The organism is Streptomyces silvisoli (assembly GCF_029269905.1).
In the GTDB taxonomy this organism is placed as follows: Bacteria; Actinomycetota; Actinomycetes; order Streptomycetales; family Streptomycetaceae; genus Streptantibioticus_A; species Streptantibioticus_A silvisoli_A.
On the sequence record NZ_JARJBC010000015.1, the window covers coordinates 117079 to 132792 of the forward strand.

Here is a 15714-nt window from a genome sequence, read left to right on the forward strand (position 1 = left end):
GATCAAACACTTCCGCGGCGACGGCATCGTTGAGAAGCCGTTGTCGTACCCGAATGCGACGGGTGCGTTGCCGCTGGTCGGGCGTGAGACCGCATGCGGTCCGGGAGGGACGGCGCGTCGCGTCGTCTTGCTGGAGGAGGTTGGCGGTGGCGTCGGTAGGGGGACTGCTGAAGGAGCGGGAGCTAGCTGCCCGGCAGCGGGTGGACGAACCGCGCGAGGAAGCGGAGCGGTTCACCCAACGTCCCGGTCGTACCGGGCACTAGCTGCTCTGACAGGCCTCGCCGCTCACTCGCCAGCGCCTCGTGTACGGTCCCATGACAGACAGGGGACGGGGGCGAGGGTAGTGACGCAACTGCCATGCGACACCGACATTTTGTGTGTACCTGCTCATCCGGTGCGCGAGGGTGACCTGCGAGGCGTGAACCTCGAGCTGCGGGTGATCCCTGGCCAGGGAAAGGTGGGCATCGCCTTCACCAGCCCCGACGCCCTGGTGACAGCACTGGGCGAGCATCAGCCGTGGATCGGGCTCCCGGCGATCGGCTTCAGCAAGTTGGCTCAACTCCATGGCGCGCAGCGGATCCTTATCGATCCCGTTATGGATCCGGACACTCCCCGTTGGAGCGCCGAGAACGTCCAAGCGGTCACCGCGATGGTGAGCCGATGAGCGCTGACTTCCAGGTCATCCACGCCGACATCATGGCCATGTCCAAGTGCTTCGGTAACGAGGCCGATGATTTGGACAAGCTCCGCCATTTGGTCGCTCCGACACCCACGACGACCGGCGACGCGGATCTCGACACGATCCTGGCGTCCCTTCTGACCGCGTTCGGTGCGTTGCACGAGGGAATAGTGCGCAAGCTTCACGGTCACGCCAGATCCCTGAAAACGGCCGGGGACCACTACCAGAGCAACGACGCGGACGTGGCCCGACTGCTCGACAGCATGATCAAGGACGCGGGATGACGATCAAGGGAGACGTGTCCGGTCTCTACGGGATCGGCTTCGACCTCGGCGGCGCGGTGCAGCCCATGCAGAGCATGGTGACGGCCATCAACAAAACCGTTGAGGCACTGGTATCCGACGCTGGGTGGCGCGGTGACGCGGCGGACTCCTTCCGTGCCGCTTGGGAAGCCGACTCCACCGCGATCGGTGTGGTCGCCAAGGCGGTGGGTGAGGCCGAAGGGGCCATCAACGAACTTGCGACGTCGCTCAGTTCGGCCATCAACGCGTTGAGCGACGCCAAAGACGCTGCGGTCGCCAAGGGGCTGAAGTTCGGGGCAGACGACATCCCGCTGCCGACCACGGACGGGGCCACCCTCACTACGTATGAAAACGCGGCGAAGGCTGCCATGAAGCAGGCCAGCGACGCGCGGGAACTCGCCAAGCAGAAGCTGTATCCGCTCTTGGCGCTCTGCGACCCGAGCACACCGGGTGGTGCCTCGCTTCTCGGGGATGCGGATGCGGCATCCCTGGCGGCCTTGCTGCACGACTACTTCTACCTGCCGGAAGGCATGGCGAAGTCTGCGCACGACAAACGGATCCGCCGGCTCCAGGCGAAATACGGGGACGCGAAGGAAGCCCGCAGGATCGAGACCGATCCCAAGATCCGCAAGCAGTTGACCCAGGATATGAAGGGCATTCGCGACGCTCTGAAGTCCGAACGGGCCGATCTCGCGGTCGCGGAGTTCTTCGGGAACGACGTCAAGCTCGGTAAGTGGTTCAATCGGACGCCCGCCGACCTGCTGAAGAACATGGGCGCGGTGGACCGTTGGGTGCGGATAGCCGACCAGGTGCCCTACCTCGACATCGCCGCAGCGACGTTCGGCACCTATGCCACGGCCCGGGAGGACCACAACCGGGGCTGGTCGTGGACGCATTCCATAGCCGCCGACGGCGGAGCCAACCTGGTGGGAATAGCGGCCGAGGTCGCGAGCGCGGAGACCGGCCCGTTCGCGCCGCTCATCGGCTACGCCGCCTCGTCCTTGGCCACCGAGTTCACGCACTCCACGCACTGGTCGAAGAACATCCATGACGACGGGGTCGTCCTGGGCGTGGGCTACAGCCTCGCCCAGGGCACATGGCACACGATCAAGAGTGACTTCGCCGACGAGGGCGCTAAAGTCATCAGCTCGATCGCGGACCCCGTAGGGACGGCCAAAGGCATGTGGCAAGGAATATTTGGGTGACGCCATGACGAGCGAAGAAAACCCGTGGACGGTTGCCTCCCGCATACAGGACGTCCGCGCTCGGCACGACGCATACGAACGTTTGCTTCTACCCGAGGAGCGACAGGCTGTGTACTTCCCGCGCTGGCTGCCCTGGCGGTCACGCGAGAAGTGGCAGTGGGCACTGGACGAGCTACGCGGCACCCGGCAGGCGGCGCGCCGTGAAATCCTAGTGAACCGCTACGCAGGGCAACAACGAGGACGCCCGCGGCTCGGAGTCATCGGTGAGAGCTGGGTTGAGCGAGGCGCCGGGTACTGGGCACGCCGGATTCCCTATGCGCTGATGTGGCTGCTGATCGCCTTGATGATGGACCTCCTCGCCGTCGAGGCCACGGTCATGCTCTTCGTCAAGGCGCACCTGCCGCTGGCACTGGAAATCGCCATCGTGCCGATCTGGTGGGCGCCGGCTGTGGCGTACTTCCTGAAGTTCTGGCGGAGGCTGGAGCTCCACGGGGTCGGCTCGGACGCGTCCACCAGCCCGCCCTTCACGTATGGCGCGATGCGGATACTGGCGCCTTTGGCCCTCGTCTTCCTCGCACCCTGCATCGCCGGAATGACACTGGCCATCTTCCTGTCGGCCCTGCGGAAGAACTTCCCCGGCGAATCCGTCGCCCGCGAAGCACTGCACAGGTACGAGACGTCCACAGGGCGCAAACGACGGAGCGGCAAGCGCCGTTGAGCGTAGGGGCCGCGGCCGCCGCTTACGCAGATCGGCTCACCGGCTGGGACTGGACCCCGGACAGCGAGCCCGCGCACCGCCGCACGGCACCCAACGGACGGCGCGCACCCGCCACGCTATGCGTCGAACTCGCCGACTTCGTCGGCGAGCGAGCACCCTGCCCGACGCGGTGCAGGTCACCGATCGAAGGCATGTGTGGCACAACCTGTGCGAAGCCGTCCTGAGCGAGGTGAAGGCGCACAGCAGTTGCTGGGCCTGTGTCCTGGACGCGCCCCTTTACGACGGGCCCCGCGCACGGACCACCCTGGAACGCTGGCACCAGGTCCACGGCCTGCTCGACCAGGGCGTGGGCCTGCTCGAGTGCGCCCGACGTCTGCAACTGGCCCTGAACACCGTCAAACGCTACGCGCGAGCCGATCGGCCCGAGCGGATGCTCCGAGTCCCCAAGTACCATGCCAGCCTTGTCGATCCCTACCGCGAGCACCTGCGCAAGCGCCGGGCCGAGGACCCCGCCGCCCCCATCAAGCACCTCTTCGAAGAGATCAAGGCCCTCGGCTTCACCGGCTGCCTGAGCCTCCTGCACAAGTACATCAACCAAGGCCGCGCGGACGCCGACCGCAGCCACATCTCCGCGCGCAGACTCGCCCGGATGCTCCTCACCAGGCCCGACAACCTCAAAGCCGAACACCACGACCTCTTGGCCCGGCTCACCGCTGCCTGCCCCGAATTGACCCAACTGGCCGCCTGCATCGGCGACTTCGCCCAGCTCCTGATCCCTCACGCAGGAAATGCCGACGCGCTCCCACACTGGATCGCCCGGGTCCGCGCGGCCGACCTGCCCCATCTGCACGCCTTCACCCGGGGCTTGGAGCGAGACCGCGACGCCGTGATCGCCGCGCTCATGCTCCCGTACAGCAACGGCCCGACCGAGGGTGTCAACACCAAGACCAAGCGGATCGCACGCCAGATGCACGGACGAGCAGGCTTCACCCTTCTTCGCCCCACCGCATCCTCCTCGGATAGCGACACTCTCCGTCACCACCGAAAGTGAGACAGGGCCATTGATCGGACAGACCCAACATCCACAAGAACGGCTACGTTATGGGTGTCCTGGATGGAACCGGTGACGTGTTCAGCAGACAGGCGGCGACTTCAAGCGGCTGGGAGAGGATGTGTGGGGTGGCATCCAGAGCATCTTCTGAGACAACGGCACCAGCACTCGTCGAGCTCCCGGGCCTTGGCACCACCTGGTACGCGCGCGGCATGCGGTACTGGCTGCGCCGAGCGACCACAGGGCTCATGTTGCTAGCCGTCATGGCCTTCGTATGTTTCATCGCCGTGAGCCTCTATCGCGGCTTCAGGACCGTCCTGCCGCCTACCGTGCGTTCCATGTGGGACTGGGCACAGATCGCGGGCTCCGGAGTGGCCCTGGTGTGGGGCTGGCGGGTACAACGCAAAGGCCACCGAGAGAAGCTGCTGGACCCGCCTACCCCAACCCAGGTCGCTGAGCGCAAGCGAGACGAGACACGTCGCACCCCTGGCCTGATAGCCGCCGGACGCGGAGCGGCACTCCTCGCAGCACCCGTACTACCCGCCCTCGCAGCATGGGCCATGGGCTGGGTATGCGCTGCGGTGACGGTACGCGAGTACCCCAGCGAGGTCGCCGCGCGGCGCGCGGCGCAGGAGCACCGACCCGCACGCTAAAGGACGCGTCGACCGGGGAGGATGCACCCTGGCGGCGTGCCCGCATCTGCCAGGACAACGTGGTGTGTCGCCGTGGCCGCACTTTGGTTCAATGTGGCGGGCGGCTCTTGCAGGCCGACTGCTGGGGCAGGTAGCGAAAGAGGTGCCCCAGTCAGGCGTGAGCGAAGCAGATCCAGTGCCGGGGCGAAGGGAAGCCCAGCACATGGTCGTCGATGAACACGGACAATGCCTCCAGAAGGGCGTCCAGGCCGGTAGTCACACACGAGCCAACGGGCGCCCTTCGTCACGGTCGCAGGCAGCACAAACATCTGGCTCATTCACCTAGACTGCGCTCTCTGCAACGGATGGCAACTCCCTAACGGCGCATAGCAGTTACCTCAGGGGATCCTGATCGGGGGAGTCATGGCGTGCGTGCGCAAGGGCAGGCCGGTCCACCGGCGCGCCCGGCCCACGTGCCGCCAGAGCCCGGCACCACCGTGCCCGGTCGGTCGTTCGGGCCGGGACCGGCGGGCAGCGAGGCGACCCGTCTGCCGTGCGCGGAGGTATACCTCGATCCGGGCTTCCGTGGCCGGGTTATCGAAGAACTCGTGGCGCACGAGGAACGCCCCGTTGCGCCGTCGCTCGGTATCGACGCCGTGCACTTCCCTCTACCGACCCGGGCTTCGGCGGGTCTTCCAGCGGCCCGTCGTTGCTCTCCCTGGCCGGTCTCGTCTCCTGGGCGGGCGTATGCCGGGCTCTGCCTGTGGCTGGTGGCATACGGCCAGCGGCTCGGATGGGGTGGGCCGTGGCGCACTCCGCATCACTCCTGCGGATCTCCTACGGCCCCGGCCATCGTGTAGGCAGCATTCTGCCTTGTGTGGCCGGATCGCTCCCTTGTGATCACTTCCTGTGCCTGTCACACAGTTGATAGGCGGACGACTGGGGGAGGGGACGCTGCATGGCTGTGTCAGGGGGCAACGGGAGCAGGCCGTCGGCTTGGGCGGTGCGCCGCTTTGGAGAGCAGGCTGACAGGATCGCTGCAGCAGTTCCGGTACAACTGGCCAAGGCGCACGCGAAGGCCCACGCCACACACCTCACAGCCGGGCTCAAGAAGCGAAGTCCATACGGTGTCACCCTCGCAGAAGCCGTACGCGAGAACCTCGCGGAGATGGCGCGCGAGCTGGGTGAGTCCGTACGAGAAGTACTGGGGTACGAGTACGCGGTGATCAACGATCACGCGCTCTTCCCCTTCAAGTACGCAGATAGGCCAAGGGCGCTCGATTGCGCCCGTTTGCCCGCGAAGGCTTCCCCCACACGACGCCGGATGTTCTGGGCGCACGGACCTGAGCCACGGGATGCGCTGTTCGACCTCGACGACGACCTGACAACAGAGGAGTACCTGGAGCTCCACGAAGCGTTCGAGGAGCTGGGAACCTCCACGAAACTCGTCTGTGTCTTCTTTACTGCCGACGTGGAGAGTGGCATCCATGCCATCCACTGGGGAGAAGCCCACCTAGAACCCGACCGCACCTTCACATGGCTTCACAGCGAACAGCTCCCGGTCGTTCGCCAACCGCTTGAGTGATCGACGGGGCCGACGCAGCCGGCACGCCGTCTGAGGCGTCGGCCGAATCCTGGGCCGCCTCTGTACCGTGCGAGGGCGCCTGCGGGCACTCAACAGCGGCCGAACAGAGGTGGCACAACCACCCGGCTGCCCGTCGGGTTTCTATAGAGCTGACGCCCCGTCACCCAATCCGGCACCGATCCAGCACCGGGCACGCGAACGGGGCCGGCCCCGACCAGGACCGACCCCGCCAGACGTGCACGTTTACCAAAGCGGCACGCCAACGCCGCAGCCCCGCCTACACGTTGAACCGGAACTCCACCACGTCCCCGTCCTGCATGACGTAGTCCTTGCCCTCCATGCGGGCCTTGCCCTGGGCGCGGGCCTCCGTGACCGAGCCGCATTCGATCAGGTCGCCGAAGGAGATGATCTCCGCCTTGATGAAGCCCTTCTGGAAGTCGGTGTGGATGACTCCGGCGGCCTCGGGGGCGGTGGCGCCCTTCTTGATGGTCCAGGCGCGGGCCTCCTTGGGGCCCGCGGTCAGGTAGGTCTGCAGGCCGAGGGTCTCGAAACCGACGCGGGCGAGGGTGGCCAGGCCGGGCTCGTCCTGGCCCATGGACTGGAGGAGCTCCAGCGCCTCGTCGTCGTCCAGCTCGATCAGCTCGGACTCGATCTTGGCGTTGAGGAAGATCGCCTCGGCGGGGGCGACCAGGGCGCGCTGCTCGTTCTTGAAGTCCTCGTCGACCAGTTCGTCCTCGTCGACGTTGAAGACGTACAGGAACGGCTTGGTGGTGAGCAGGAACAGCTCGCGCAGCAGCGCGGCCTGCTCGGTGCCGTTGTGGATGCCCGCGGAGAAGAGGGTGCGGCCCTCCTCCAGGATCTTCTGGGCGGCCTCGACGGCGGCGACCACCGCGGCCTTGTCCTTCTGCAGCCGGGCTTCCTTCTGCAGCCGCGGCAGGACCTTCTCGATGGTCTGCAGGTCGGCGAGGATCAGCTCGGTGTTGATGGTCTCGATGTCGTCCCTGGGCGAGATCTTGCCGTCGACGTGGACGACGTTCTCGTCCTTGAAGGCCCGGATGACCTGGCAGATCGCGTCCGACTCGCGGATGTTCGCCAGGAACTTGTTGCCCAGGCCCTCGCCCTCGGAGGCGCCGCGCACGATGCCCGCGATGTCCACGAAGTCGACGGTGGCCGGGAGCTTGCGCTGCGAGTCGAAGAGCTCGGCGAGCGTGTCCAGGCGCGGGTCGGGGACGCCGACCACGCCGACGTTCGGCTCGATGGTGGCGAACGGGTAGTTGGCCGCCAGTACGTCGTTCTTGGTCAGGGCGTTGAACAGGGTCGACTTGCCGACATTCGGCAGACCGACGATTCCGATCGTGAGCGACACGTGGCGACTTCCCAGAGCGAGGACGAATGGTTCGGTCCCAGCGGGGACCGATCCCCCAGTCTAAGCGGCCCGCATCGTACGCCCGCCGCGTTGCGCCAGCAGCACCAGCAGGCCCAGTACCAGCCAGCCGAGCCCGACCCACTGCGCGGTGCGCGCCGCCGCCTCGATCACCGCGCAGGTCACCGCGAGGCCCAGCACCGGCACCGCGATGTGCCGTACGACGCTGAACCCGGCGTCCCGGTGCCGTACCGCGAACCAGCCCACCACGGACAGGTGCAGCAGTGAGAACGCCGTCAGCGCGCCGATGTCCACCACCGAGACCAGCCAGGCCAGGCCGTCCGCCCGGCGCGCCGCCCACACCGCCGCGACCAGCGTCACCGCGGCGGCCGCCAGCAGCGCACGGCGTGGCACTCCGCTGCCAGGGTCGACCTTGGCCAGCGCACCGGGCAGCCGCCGCTCCCTGGCCATGGCGAACAGCAGCCGGCCGGCCGCCGCCTGCCCGGCCAGCGCCGCGAACGCGGCGCCGATCGCCTTGCTCACGGCGACCAGTTGGTGCAGCCAGTGGCCGACGCCCGCCTCCACCGCGTCGTAGAAGGCCGAGCCCTGCCGGGACGGGTCGGCGGCCAGCGCGGCGGAGGACCGCTGGGACAGCAGGGCGGCCAGATACGTCTGGACGACGAACAGCACCCCGGCCAGCGCCAGGCAGCACAGCACCGCCCGGGCCACCCGCCGCGGCCCTCCGCTGCTCTCCTCGGCGAACGCGGCGATCGCGTCGAACCCCAGGTAGGACAGCACCGCCACCGACACCGCGCCCAGCACCGCCGTGCCGGAGAACCCTCCTTGCCCGGTGAACGGCGAGGCCAGGCCGCGGCTGGCGCCGTGCCGTACCAGTACCGCCACCGCCGCGCCGACGAAGACCAGCAGTACCGCGATCTCCATGGCCAGCACCAGGAAGCCGACCAGCGCCGCCGCCCGTACCCCCGACATGTTCAGGGCCGTGGTCACCACCACGGCGGCCGCGGTGAAGACCCACTGCGAGACGGACGGGACGAGCGCGTGCAGCGCGATACCGGAGAACAGATAGGCGACCGCGGGAATCAGCACGTAGTCGAGCATCGCCATCCAGCCCGCGATGAACCCGGGCCCGGGACCCAGACCGGCCCGCGCGTACGCGAACACCGAGCCCGCCTGCGGCACCACCCGCACCATCAGCGCATACGAGTACGCGGTGAACCCCATCGCCACCGTGGCCACCACGTAAACCAGCGCTACCGCGCCGCGCGACCGCGCGTCCAGCGCGCCGAAGACCCCGACCGGCGCCATCGGCGCGATGAACAGCAGCCCGTAGACCACCAGGTCGCGCCCGCCCAGGGTGCGGCGCAGCGGGACGGGCTGCGGTGCGGCGGTCACGGGTGCCTCCTCGGGGCGGACAGGGCAGCGGGCGCGTACGCGCCTTCCCCTTGAGGGTGGCGGCGGGCTCGACGTCCCGATTGCACCACCGCGGGCGCCCCGGCGGGTACGAAGCCGCGCCCTGGGGGCGTCGGTGCGCGCCCTTACGATGGGGGCATGACTGCTACGACTTCCCGCCGGGTCCTGCTTGCCGCTCCCCGCGGCTACTGCGCAGGCGTGGACCGAGCCGTGATCACCGTCGAGAAGGCGCTTGAGCAGTACGGGGCGCCGATCTACGTGCGCAAGGAGATCGTGCACAACAAGTACGTCGTGCAGACCCTGGAGAAGAAGGGCGCGATCTTCGTCGACGAGACGGAGGAAGTGCCCGAGGGCTCCATCGTCATCTTCTCCGCCCACGGCGTCGCCCCGGTGGTGCACGAGGAGGCCGCCGAGCGCCGCCTGGCCTCCATCGACGCGACCTGCCCCCTGGTGACCAAGGTGCACAAGGAGGCCCAGCGGTTCGCGGGCGAGGACTACGACATCCTGCTCATCGGCCACGAGGGCCACGAGGAGGTCATCGGCACCATGGGCGAGGCCCCGGACCGCATCCACCTGGTGGACGGCCCGGAGGACGTCGCGAAGCTTGAGGTGCGCGACGAGAAGAAGTTGGTGTGGCTGTCGCAGACCACGCTGTCGGTGGACGAGACGATGGAGACCGTCGACCGGCTCAAGGACCGCTTCCCGGCGCTGGTCAGCCCGCCGAGCGATGACATCTGCTACGCCACGCAGAACCGTCAGGTCGCGGTGAAGCAGATCGGCGCGGACGCCGACCTGGTGATCGTGGTCGGCTCGCGGAACTCCTCCAACTCCAAGCGGCTGGTGGAGGTGGCGTTGCAGGCCGGTGCCAAGGACGCGCACCTGGTGGACTTCGCCGACGAGATCGACGAGGCCTGGCTGGACGGCGTGTCGACGGTCGGCGTCACCTCGGGCGCCTCGGTGCCGGAGATCCTGGTCGAGGGCGTGCTGGAGTGGCTGGCCGAGCGCGGCTTCGCGGACGTCGAGGTGGTGACCTCGGCGGAGGAGCACATCCAGTTCTCGCTGCCGAAGGAACTGCGCCGCGATCTCAGGAATCCGGAAGGCGCGTAGCGCATCCCTTCAAGGCGGTGGCGGGCGACGGGCGGCCCGAGGCAACTGGCAGGTCCGAGGGGTGACCGGGGCCGGGCGGCCTTAGCTTGGGTCCTATGAATGTCTTCGGTGTGGACATCGGCGGATCCGGGATCAAGGGCGCCCCGGTCGATCTGGAGCGCGGCGACCTGGCGCAGGAGCGCTTCAAGGTGCTCACCCCGCATCCGGCCAAGCCGGACGCGGTGGCCGCGAGCGTCAAGGAGGTCGTCGAACACTTCGGCTGGTCGGGCCCGGTCGGGGTGACGTTCCCCGGGGTGATCATGGACGGCGTGACCCGCACCGCGGCGAACGTGGACAAGGCCTGGATCGGACTGGACGCCCGCGCCATGCTCAGCGACACGCTGGGGCTGCCGGTCACGTTGATCAACGACGCGGACGCGGCCGGTATCGCCGAGATGTCCTTCGGCGCGGGCAAGGGCCACGACGGAACGGTGATCCTGCTCACGTTCGGTACGGGGATCGGCAGCGCGGTGTTCAGCGGTGGACAGCTGGTGCCCAACACCGAGTTGGGGCACCTGGAGCTGCACGGTCACGACGCGGAGAAGCGCGCCTCGTCCAAGGCCAAGGAAGACCACGACCTGAGCTGGAAGCACTGGGCGGCCCGGGTGGAGGAGTACCTGGCGCACGTCGAGATGCTGTTCTCGCCCGAACTGTTCGTGATCGGCGGCGGGGTGAGCCGCAAGGCGGACAAGTTCCTGCCGCTGGTCAACGGCATCCGCGCCCAGATCGTCCCCGCGGAGCTCCAGAACAACGCGGGCATCGTGGGCGCGGCCATGGCCTGCGGTCGGTGAGTGCCTGCGGCGCGCCAACTCCCCGGCGGCGGGCGGCGTTTGGGCCTGCCCGAGCGTGTCCCCACCGTGACGGCGAGCAACCCCGCCGGCGAAGGCGTCGGTGCCGGAAGCCCGGTCGGCGCACCCGGCTCGGTGACCCACCGCCACCCGGCCGTTGACCAACCTCCCTACGGCTGGTTACGGGCCCGCCCGGCACTCAGTTTGCGGGCGGCGGCGATGGCCGCCGCCAGCGCGGTGCCGCCGTAGAGCCATCCGGTGCGGGTCGCCAGCCCCGTCACGGTGCCCGCGACATGGCCGAGGAAGCTGCCGTCGCCGGACTCGCCGGTCACGCCCAGCGCCAGGGCGAAGGCGATGGGCGCGCTGACCGGCGCGGCCGCCAGGTCCGCGTTCCGTACCCACAGCGCTCCCAGCACGCTCGCGATCACGAAGACCACGCCGAACAACGTGCCGGGGCCGTCGGTGAAGACGTTGTCCAGTGAGCCGCCGATCACCGTGAGCGTGACGACCAGCAGCCCGGTGCCCAGCCCGGTGAGCCGGGCGCTCGGCCGCAGGACACGCCGCACCGCCGTCACCACTGGCGCGGGCAGCGACGCGCGACGACGCGCCCGGTAGCAGGTCGCGGTGGGCTCGGGCACGCCGCTTCGGGCTGCTCGCGGCGTGCGGGTGCTGGGTTGCTGCTCCACCGCACCAAATTGGCATCCCGCACGGGCGAAAGCGAGCAGATTCATGCTGAAGTCGGAAAATTCCAACTTAGGCCGGAGCCGGAACCCCGGGGCCGCGAGCCCGGACGCGCTCGGACTGTCAGTGCCGCCGGATAGTCTCGGCACATGGCACTGAGCACGTCAGCGGAAGCACCGATCCCGGTCGGCGAGGTGTCGCGGTTGATCGGGGGGTGGATCGACCGGCTGGGCGCGGTGTGGGTCGAGGGGCAGATCACCCAGCTGTCCCGGCGCCCGGGCGCGGGCGTGGTGTTCCTGACGCTGCGCGATCCGTCGCATGACGTGTCGATCAGCGTCACCTGCTTCCGCGCCGTGTTCGACGCGGTGGCCGACGTGGTCACCGAGGGGGCGCGGGTGATGGTGCACGCCAAGCCGGAGTGGTACGCGCCGCGCGGCCAGTTGTCGCTGCGGGCCGCCGAGATCCGCCCGGTCGGTGTGGGCGAACTGCTGGCGCGGCTTGAGCGGTTGAAGAAGTCACTGGCCGCGGAAGGGCTGTTCGACGCCGACCGCAAGCAACGCCTGCCGTTCCTGCCGCAGTTGATCGGCCTGGTCTGCGGTCGCGCCTCGGCGGCCGAGCGGGACGTGCTGGAGAACGCCCGGCACCGCTGGCCCGCCGTCCGCTTCGAGGTACGCAACGTGCCGGTGCAGGGCGTACAGGCGGTGCCGAGGGTCATCGAGGCGGTCCGGAACCTGGACGCGCACCCTGGTGTGGACGTGATCGTGGTGGCCCGGGGCGGCGGCAGCGTGGAGGACCTGCTGCCGTTCTCCGACGAGGAGTTGGTGCGCGCGGTGGCCGCCTGCCGTACCCCGGTGGTCTCGGCGATCGGGCATGAGCCCGACTCCCCGCTGCTGGACCTGGTGGCGGATCTGCGTGCCTCCACGCCCACCGACGCGGCCAAGAAGGTGGTGCCGGACGTCGGCGAGGAGCAGCTGCGGATACAGCAGCTGCGGGACCGGGCGCTGCGGACCGTGCGCAATCTGCTGGAGCGCGAGGAGCGGGGGCTGGCGGCCGCGGTCAGCCGTCCGTCGATGGCGCATCCGCACCGGATGGTGACGGAACGGGAGGCGGAGGTGGCCGCGCTGGTGGAACGTTCCCGCCGCTGTCTGGGCCATCTGCTGGACCGGGCGGACGCCGAGCTGGAGCACACCAGGGCCCGGGTGCTGGCGCTCTCCCCCGCCGCGACGCTGCGCCGCGGCTACGCGGTGCTCCAGCGCGCGGACGGTGCCGTGGTGCGGGCGGCCGACGAGGTGGCGGCGGACGAGAAGCTGCGCGCCAGGGTCGCGGACGGCGAGTTCAGCGTGCGGGTCGCCAAGGGCCCGGGATGAGCCGCGTCTCGCGCCGTTAACAGCGCTGTCGTACCCCGCGCCTAGGCTTGGTCCCATGGCAGATCAGGAGACGGCCGAGCGGGACACGCTGGGGTACGAGCAGGCGCGCGACGAACTGGTCGACGTCGTGCGGCGGCTGGAGGCGGGCGGCTCGACGCTGGAGGAGTCCCTCGCGCTGTGGGAGCGCGGCGAGGAGCTGGCGAAGGTGTGCCGCCGCTGGCTGGACGGCGCGAGGGCGCGGCTTGACGCGGCGCTGGCCGAGGACGAGGAGGGGACGGACGATGAGCGGTCCGGTCAGGAGGACGGCGATGAGTGATCAGCCGCCGAGCACGCCGCTCGCGCTCGACCCGGGCGCCCAGGAGCTGCTGTTCCGCTCCGCGCACACGGCGAACACGTTCACCGGGGAACCGGTGACCGACGAGCAGATCAGAGCCGTCTACGACCTGGTCAAGTACGCGCCGACGGCGTTCAACCAGTCCCCGCTGCGAGTGGTCCTGGTCCGCTCGGCCGAGGCCCGGCAGCGGCTGCTGACGCATCTGAGCGAGGGGAACCGGGCGAAGACGGCCGGCGCTCCGCTGACCGCGCTGCTGGTCGCCGACCACGATTTCCACCACGAACTGCCGCGACTGTTCCCGAAGATGCCGCAGGCCAAGGACGTGTTCTTCAGCGAGCGCGCCGACCGCGAGCGGTCCGCCGCGTTCAACGGCGCGCTGCAGATCGGCTATTTCATCGTCGGCATACGCGCGGCCGGGTTGGCCGCGGGGCCGATGAGCGGGTTCGACGCGGAGGGGCTGAACAAGGAGTTCTTCCCCGAGGGGGATCGCAGGGTGCTGGCCGTGGTCAACATCGGCAAGCCGGGCCCGGACGCGTACCGGCCTCGGGCCCCGCGGCTGGAGTACGACGAGGTGGTCAGCAGCGTCTGAAGGCGGGGATCTCCTGGGGGCGAACGCCCCCAACCCCGGCTCAGCCCCGCAGGGCGGCGGCCATCTGGGCCAGTTGGTCGTACGGCGCGGTGCCGAGGACCACCGTGGTCGCCCCGCCGTGCTGCCGCACCAGCGCGCGGTACCGTCCGCCGTCGTAGCGCTGCCAGGCCTGACCGGCCACCGTCTGAGAGCCGCCCTGCTGCGAGGACTGCTGCGTCTTGTCGGAGATGAACGTCTGCGGGTCGCCGTTGGTCTGCTCCACCGCGACGTACTGGTTCTCCGGGTCGATGAAGCCGAGGTGCCACTGCGAGTTCCTCGGGTCGGAACCGTCGTAGCTCACCGACGTCGCCCGCCACTGGCTGGACAGCCCCTCGGGCGCGGCCACCGGATACGGCGCCGCGCGCCGTGCCTGCCCCAGCTCCACCTGGTAGCTGACCGTCTTGACCGGGTTGCCCCCGGAGTGCGGGACGAAGACGTAGATGCCCGCGACGAGCACGCCGATCACCGCGATCGACAGCACCATGTCCCGTACGGTCTGCTTGCCACGCATGTTTGCCACGCCCCCTATCGTCCCCCATGGCCGTCGCCGTCGGCCCCAGGGGTGCCATGGCGGCGCTCCCACTTATGGCGTGCATACTCCGTGCGGCGTCATCATGGCTGGTGTACGCGCTCATGTGACGGGCGCCCTGCTCAAGGTGAGCGGGCTACCGATAAGGTCGCAACACCCTCGTTTCCGGCCGTCGCCGTACAGAAAGGTGCGCTCGATGACCGAGCACAACTTGCCGTCCCAACTCGAAGTGAGCCCGGAGGCCCCTGACCGCAACCTCGCGCTGGAACTGGTCCGGGTGACCGAGGCAGCCGCCATGGCCGCCGGTCGCTGGGTGGGCCGCGGTGACAAGAACGGCGCGGACGGCGCGGCGGTGAAGGCCATGCGCACCCTCGTCCACACCGTGTCGATGAACGGTGTCGTCGTCATCGGCGAGGGCGAGAAGGACGAGGCGCCGATGCTCTACAACGGCGAGCGGGTCGGTGACGGCACCGGCGCCGAGTGCGATGTGGCCGTCGACCCGGTCGACGGCACCACGCTGACCGCCAAGGGCATGCCCAACGCGGTCTCGGTGCTGGCGGTCGCCGAGCGCGGCACCATGTTCGACCCGTCCGCGGTCTTCTACATGGAGAAGCTGGCCGCAGGCCCCGAGTCCGCCGACGCGGTGGACATCACCGCCCCCGCCAGCGCCAACATCCGCGCGGTGGCCAAGGCCAAGGGCTGCGCCCCGGAGGACGTGACGGTCGTGGTGCTCGACCGGCCGCGCCACGACGGCCTGGTCAAGGAGATCCGCGAGACCGGCGCCCGGATCAAGTTCATCTCGGACGGCGATGTCGCGGGCGCGATCATGGCGGTGCGCGAGGGCACCGGTGTCGACCTGCTGCTCGGCATCGGCGGTACGCCGGAGGGCATCATCGCGGCGTGCGCCATCAAGTGCCTCGGCGGCACGTTCCAGGGGCGGCTGTGGCCCAAGGACGACGTCGAGCGCCGGCGTGCGCTGGACGCGGGCCATGACCTCGGCCGGGTGCTGCGGACCGAGGACCTGGTGGGCGGCGAGAACGTGTTCTTCGTCGCGACCGGCATCACCGACGGCGAGCTGCTGCGCGGGGTGCGGTACGGCGCGGAGACCGCGACCACCTCTTCGCTGGTGATGCGGTCGAAGTCGGGCACGATCCGGCAGATCGACTCCACCCACAAGCTGTCGAAGCTGCGGGCGTACAGCGCGATCGACTTCGACCGCGCGCGATAGGGACAACACGGGCGGGGGCCCCGCCGACCGGTTCGGCGGGGCCCCCG

15 protein-coding genes and 3 pseudogenes are annotated in these 15714 nt (G+C 69.2%); 13 read left to right on the forward strand and 5 right to left on the reverse strand.

From position 1 onward, the window contains the following. The first annotated feature begins 343 nt into the window (after positions 1–343). From P3G67_RS22995 to P3G67_RS23020, 6 genes and pseudogenes are all read left to right on the forward strand, one after another. Entirely contained in the window at positions 344–664 is a 321-nt protein-coding gene (locus P3G67_RS22995) for an SAV_915 family protein (RefSeq protein ID WP_276095158.1), read from the forward strand. Beyond that, positions 661–963 carry a DUF6317 family protein gene (locus P3G67_RS23000; protein WP_276095159.1) on the forward strand — a complete coding sequence of 101 codons (303 nt, stop codon included), beginning with the start codon at positions 661–663 and terminating at the stop codon, positions 961–963. The genes P3G67_RS22995 and P3G67_RS23000 overlap by 4 nt, the downstream gene beginning before the upstream one ends. Then, positions 960–2186 carry a WXG100 family type VII secretion target gene (locus P3G67_RS23005; RefSeq protein ID WP_276095160.1) on the forward strand — a complete coding sequence of 409 codons (1227 nt, stop codon included), beginning with the start codon at positions 960–962 and terminating at the stop codon, positions 2184–2186. Before P3G67_RS23000 ends, P3G67_RS23005 begins: the two co-directional genes overlap by 4 nt. Positions 2187–2190: 4 nt before the next feature. Beyond that, positions 2191–2904: a hypothetical protein gene (locus tag P3G67_RS23010; RefSeq protein WP_276095161.1), complete on the forward strand. Its 714-nt coding sequence runs from the start codon at positions 2191–2193 to the stop codon at positions 2902–2904. Between the two features lie 142 nt (positions 2905–3046). After that, positions 3047–3927: pseudogene (locus P3G67_RS23015) on the forward strand (transposase); the annotation flags it as partial. A 366-nt stretch (positions 3928–4293) separates the two neighbouring features. Further along, positions 4294–4608: a hypothetical protein gene (locus P3G67_RS23020; protein ID WP_276095162.1), complete on the forward strand. Its 315-nt coding sequence runs from the start codon at positions 4294–4296 to the stop codon at positions 4606–4608. Between the two features lie 154 nt (positions 4609–4762). Here the strand turns inward: P3G67_RS23020 and P3G67_RS36350 are convergent. After that, positions 4763–4867 (reverse strand): annotated as a pseudogene (locus P3G67_RS36350) (IS982 family transposase); the annotation flags it as partial. A 678-nt stretch (positions 4868–5545) separates the two neighbouring features. Between P3G67_RS36350 and P3G67_RS23030 the strand changes: the two are divergent. Beyond that, positions 5546–6172: a hypothetical protein gene (locus P3G67_RS23030; protein WP_276095163.1), complete on the forward strand. Its 627-nt coding sequence runs from the start codon at positions 5546–5548 to the stop codon at positions 6170–6172. Positions 6173–6449: 277 nt separating this feature from the next. On the opposite strand, the gene ychF is transcribed toward P3G67_RS23030, so the two are convergent. Together ychF and P3G67_RS23040 are read right to left on the reverse strand one after the other, a co-directional pair. Further along, a complete protein-coding gene (ychF, locus tag P3G67_RS23035; protein WP_276095164.1) occupies positions 6450–7538 on the reverse strand; it encodes a redox-regulated ATPase YchF in 1089 nt (362 codons plus the stop codon). Positions 7539–7598: 60 nt separating this feature from the next. Next, a complete protein-coding gene (locus tag P3G67_RS23040; protein WP_276095165.1) occupies positions 7599–8948 on the reverse strand; it encodes an APC family permease in 1350 nt (449 codons plus the stop codon). A gap of 156 nt (positions 8949–9104) precedes the next feature. Here P3G67_RS23040 and P3G67_RS23045 point away from each other — a divergent pair. Together P3G67_RS23045 and ppgK are read left to right on the forward strand one after the other, a co-directional pair. Then, a pseudogene (locus tag P3G67_RS23045) lies at positions 9105–10158 on the forward strand (4-hydroxy-3-methylbut-2-enyl diphosphate reductase). A gap of 10 nt (positions 10159–10168) precedes the next feature. Beyond that, complete coding sequence (gene ppgK / locus P3G67_RS23050) at positions 10169–10903, forward strand: polyphosphate--glucose phosphotransferase (RefSeq protein WP_276095166.1); 735 nt, start codon at positions 10169–10171, stop codon at positions 10901–10903. A gap of 167 nt (positions 10904–11070) precedes the next feature. On the opposite strand, the gene P3G67_RS23055 is transcribed toward ppgK, so the two are convergent. After that, entirely contained in the window at positions 11071–11538 is a 468-nt protein-coding gene (locus tag P3G67_RS23055; protein ID WP_276095167.1) for a DUF6542 domain-containing protein, read from the reverse strand. Positions 11539–11730: 192 nt separating this feature from the next. Here P3G67_RS23055 and xseA point away from each other — a divergent pair, with 192 nt between their 5' ends. Genes xseA through P3G67_RS23070 form a run of 3 tightly spaced genes read left to right on the forward strand, consistent with a single transcriptional unit; the run spans position 11731 to position 13871 of the window. Then, complete coding sequence (gene xseA, locus P3G67_RS23060; protein ID WP_276095168.1) at positions 11731–12948, forward strand: exodeoxyribonuclease VII large subunit; 1218 nt, start codon at positions 11731–11733, stop codon at positions 12946–12948. Positions 12949–13003: 55 nt separating this feature from the next. Further along, the gene (locus tag P3G67_RS23065; RefSeq protein ID WP_269853470.1) at positions 13004–13264 is read left to right on the forward strand and encodes an exodeoxyribonuclease VII small subunit; all 261 of its coding nucleotides are present in this window, start codon (positions 13004–13006) and stop codon (positions 13262–13264) included. Beyond that, the gene (locus P3G67_RS23070; RefSeq protein ID WP_276095169.1) at positions 13257–13871 is read left to right on the forward strand and encodes a malonic semialdehyde reductase; all 615 of its coding nucleotides are present in this window, start codon (positions 13257–13259) and stop codon (positions 13869–13871) included. The genes P3G67_RS23065 and P3G67_RS23070 overlap by 8 nt, the downstream gene beginning before the upstream one ends. A gap of 40 nt (positions 13872–13911) precedes the next feature. Here P3G67_RS23070 and P3G67_RS23075 read toward each other — a convergent pair whose 3' ends face one another. Then, positions 13912–14421, reverse strand: a complete 510-nt coding sequence (locus P3G67_RS23075; protein WP_276095227.1) for a DUF4245 domain-containing protein — start codon at positions 14419–14421, stop codon at positions 13912–13914. A 214-nt stretch (positions 14422–14635) separates the two neighbouring features. Here P3G67_RS23075 and glpX point away from each other — a divergent pair, with 214 nt between their 5' ends. Then, positions 14636–15667, forward strand: coding sequence for a class II fructose-bisphosphatase (gene glpX / locus P3G67_RS23080; RefSeq protein WP_269853472.1), 1032 nt, complete (start codon positions 14636–14638; stop codon positions 15665–15667). Positions 15668–15714 lie beyond the last annotated feature (47 nt).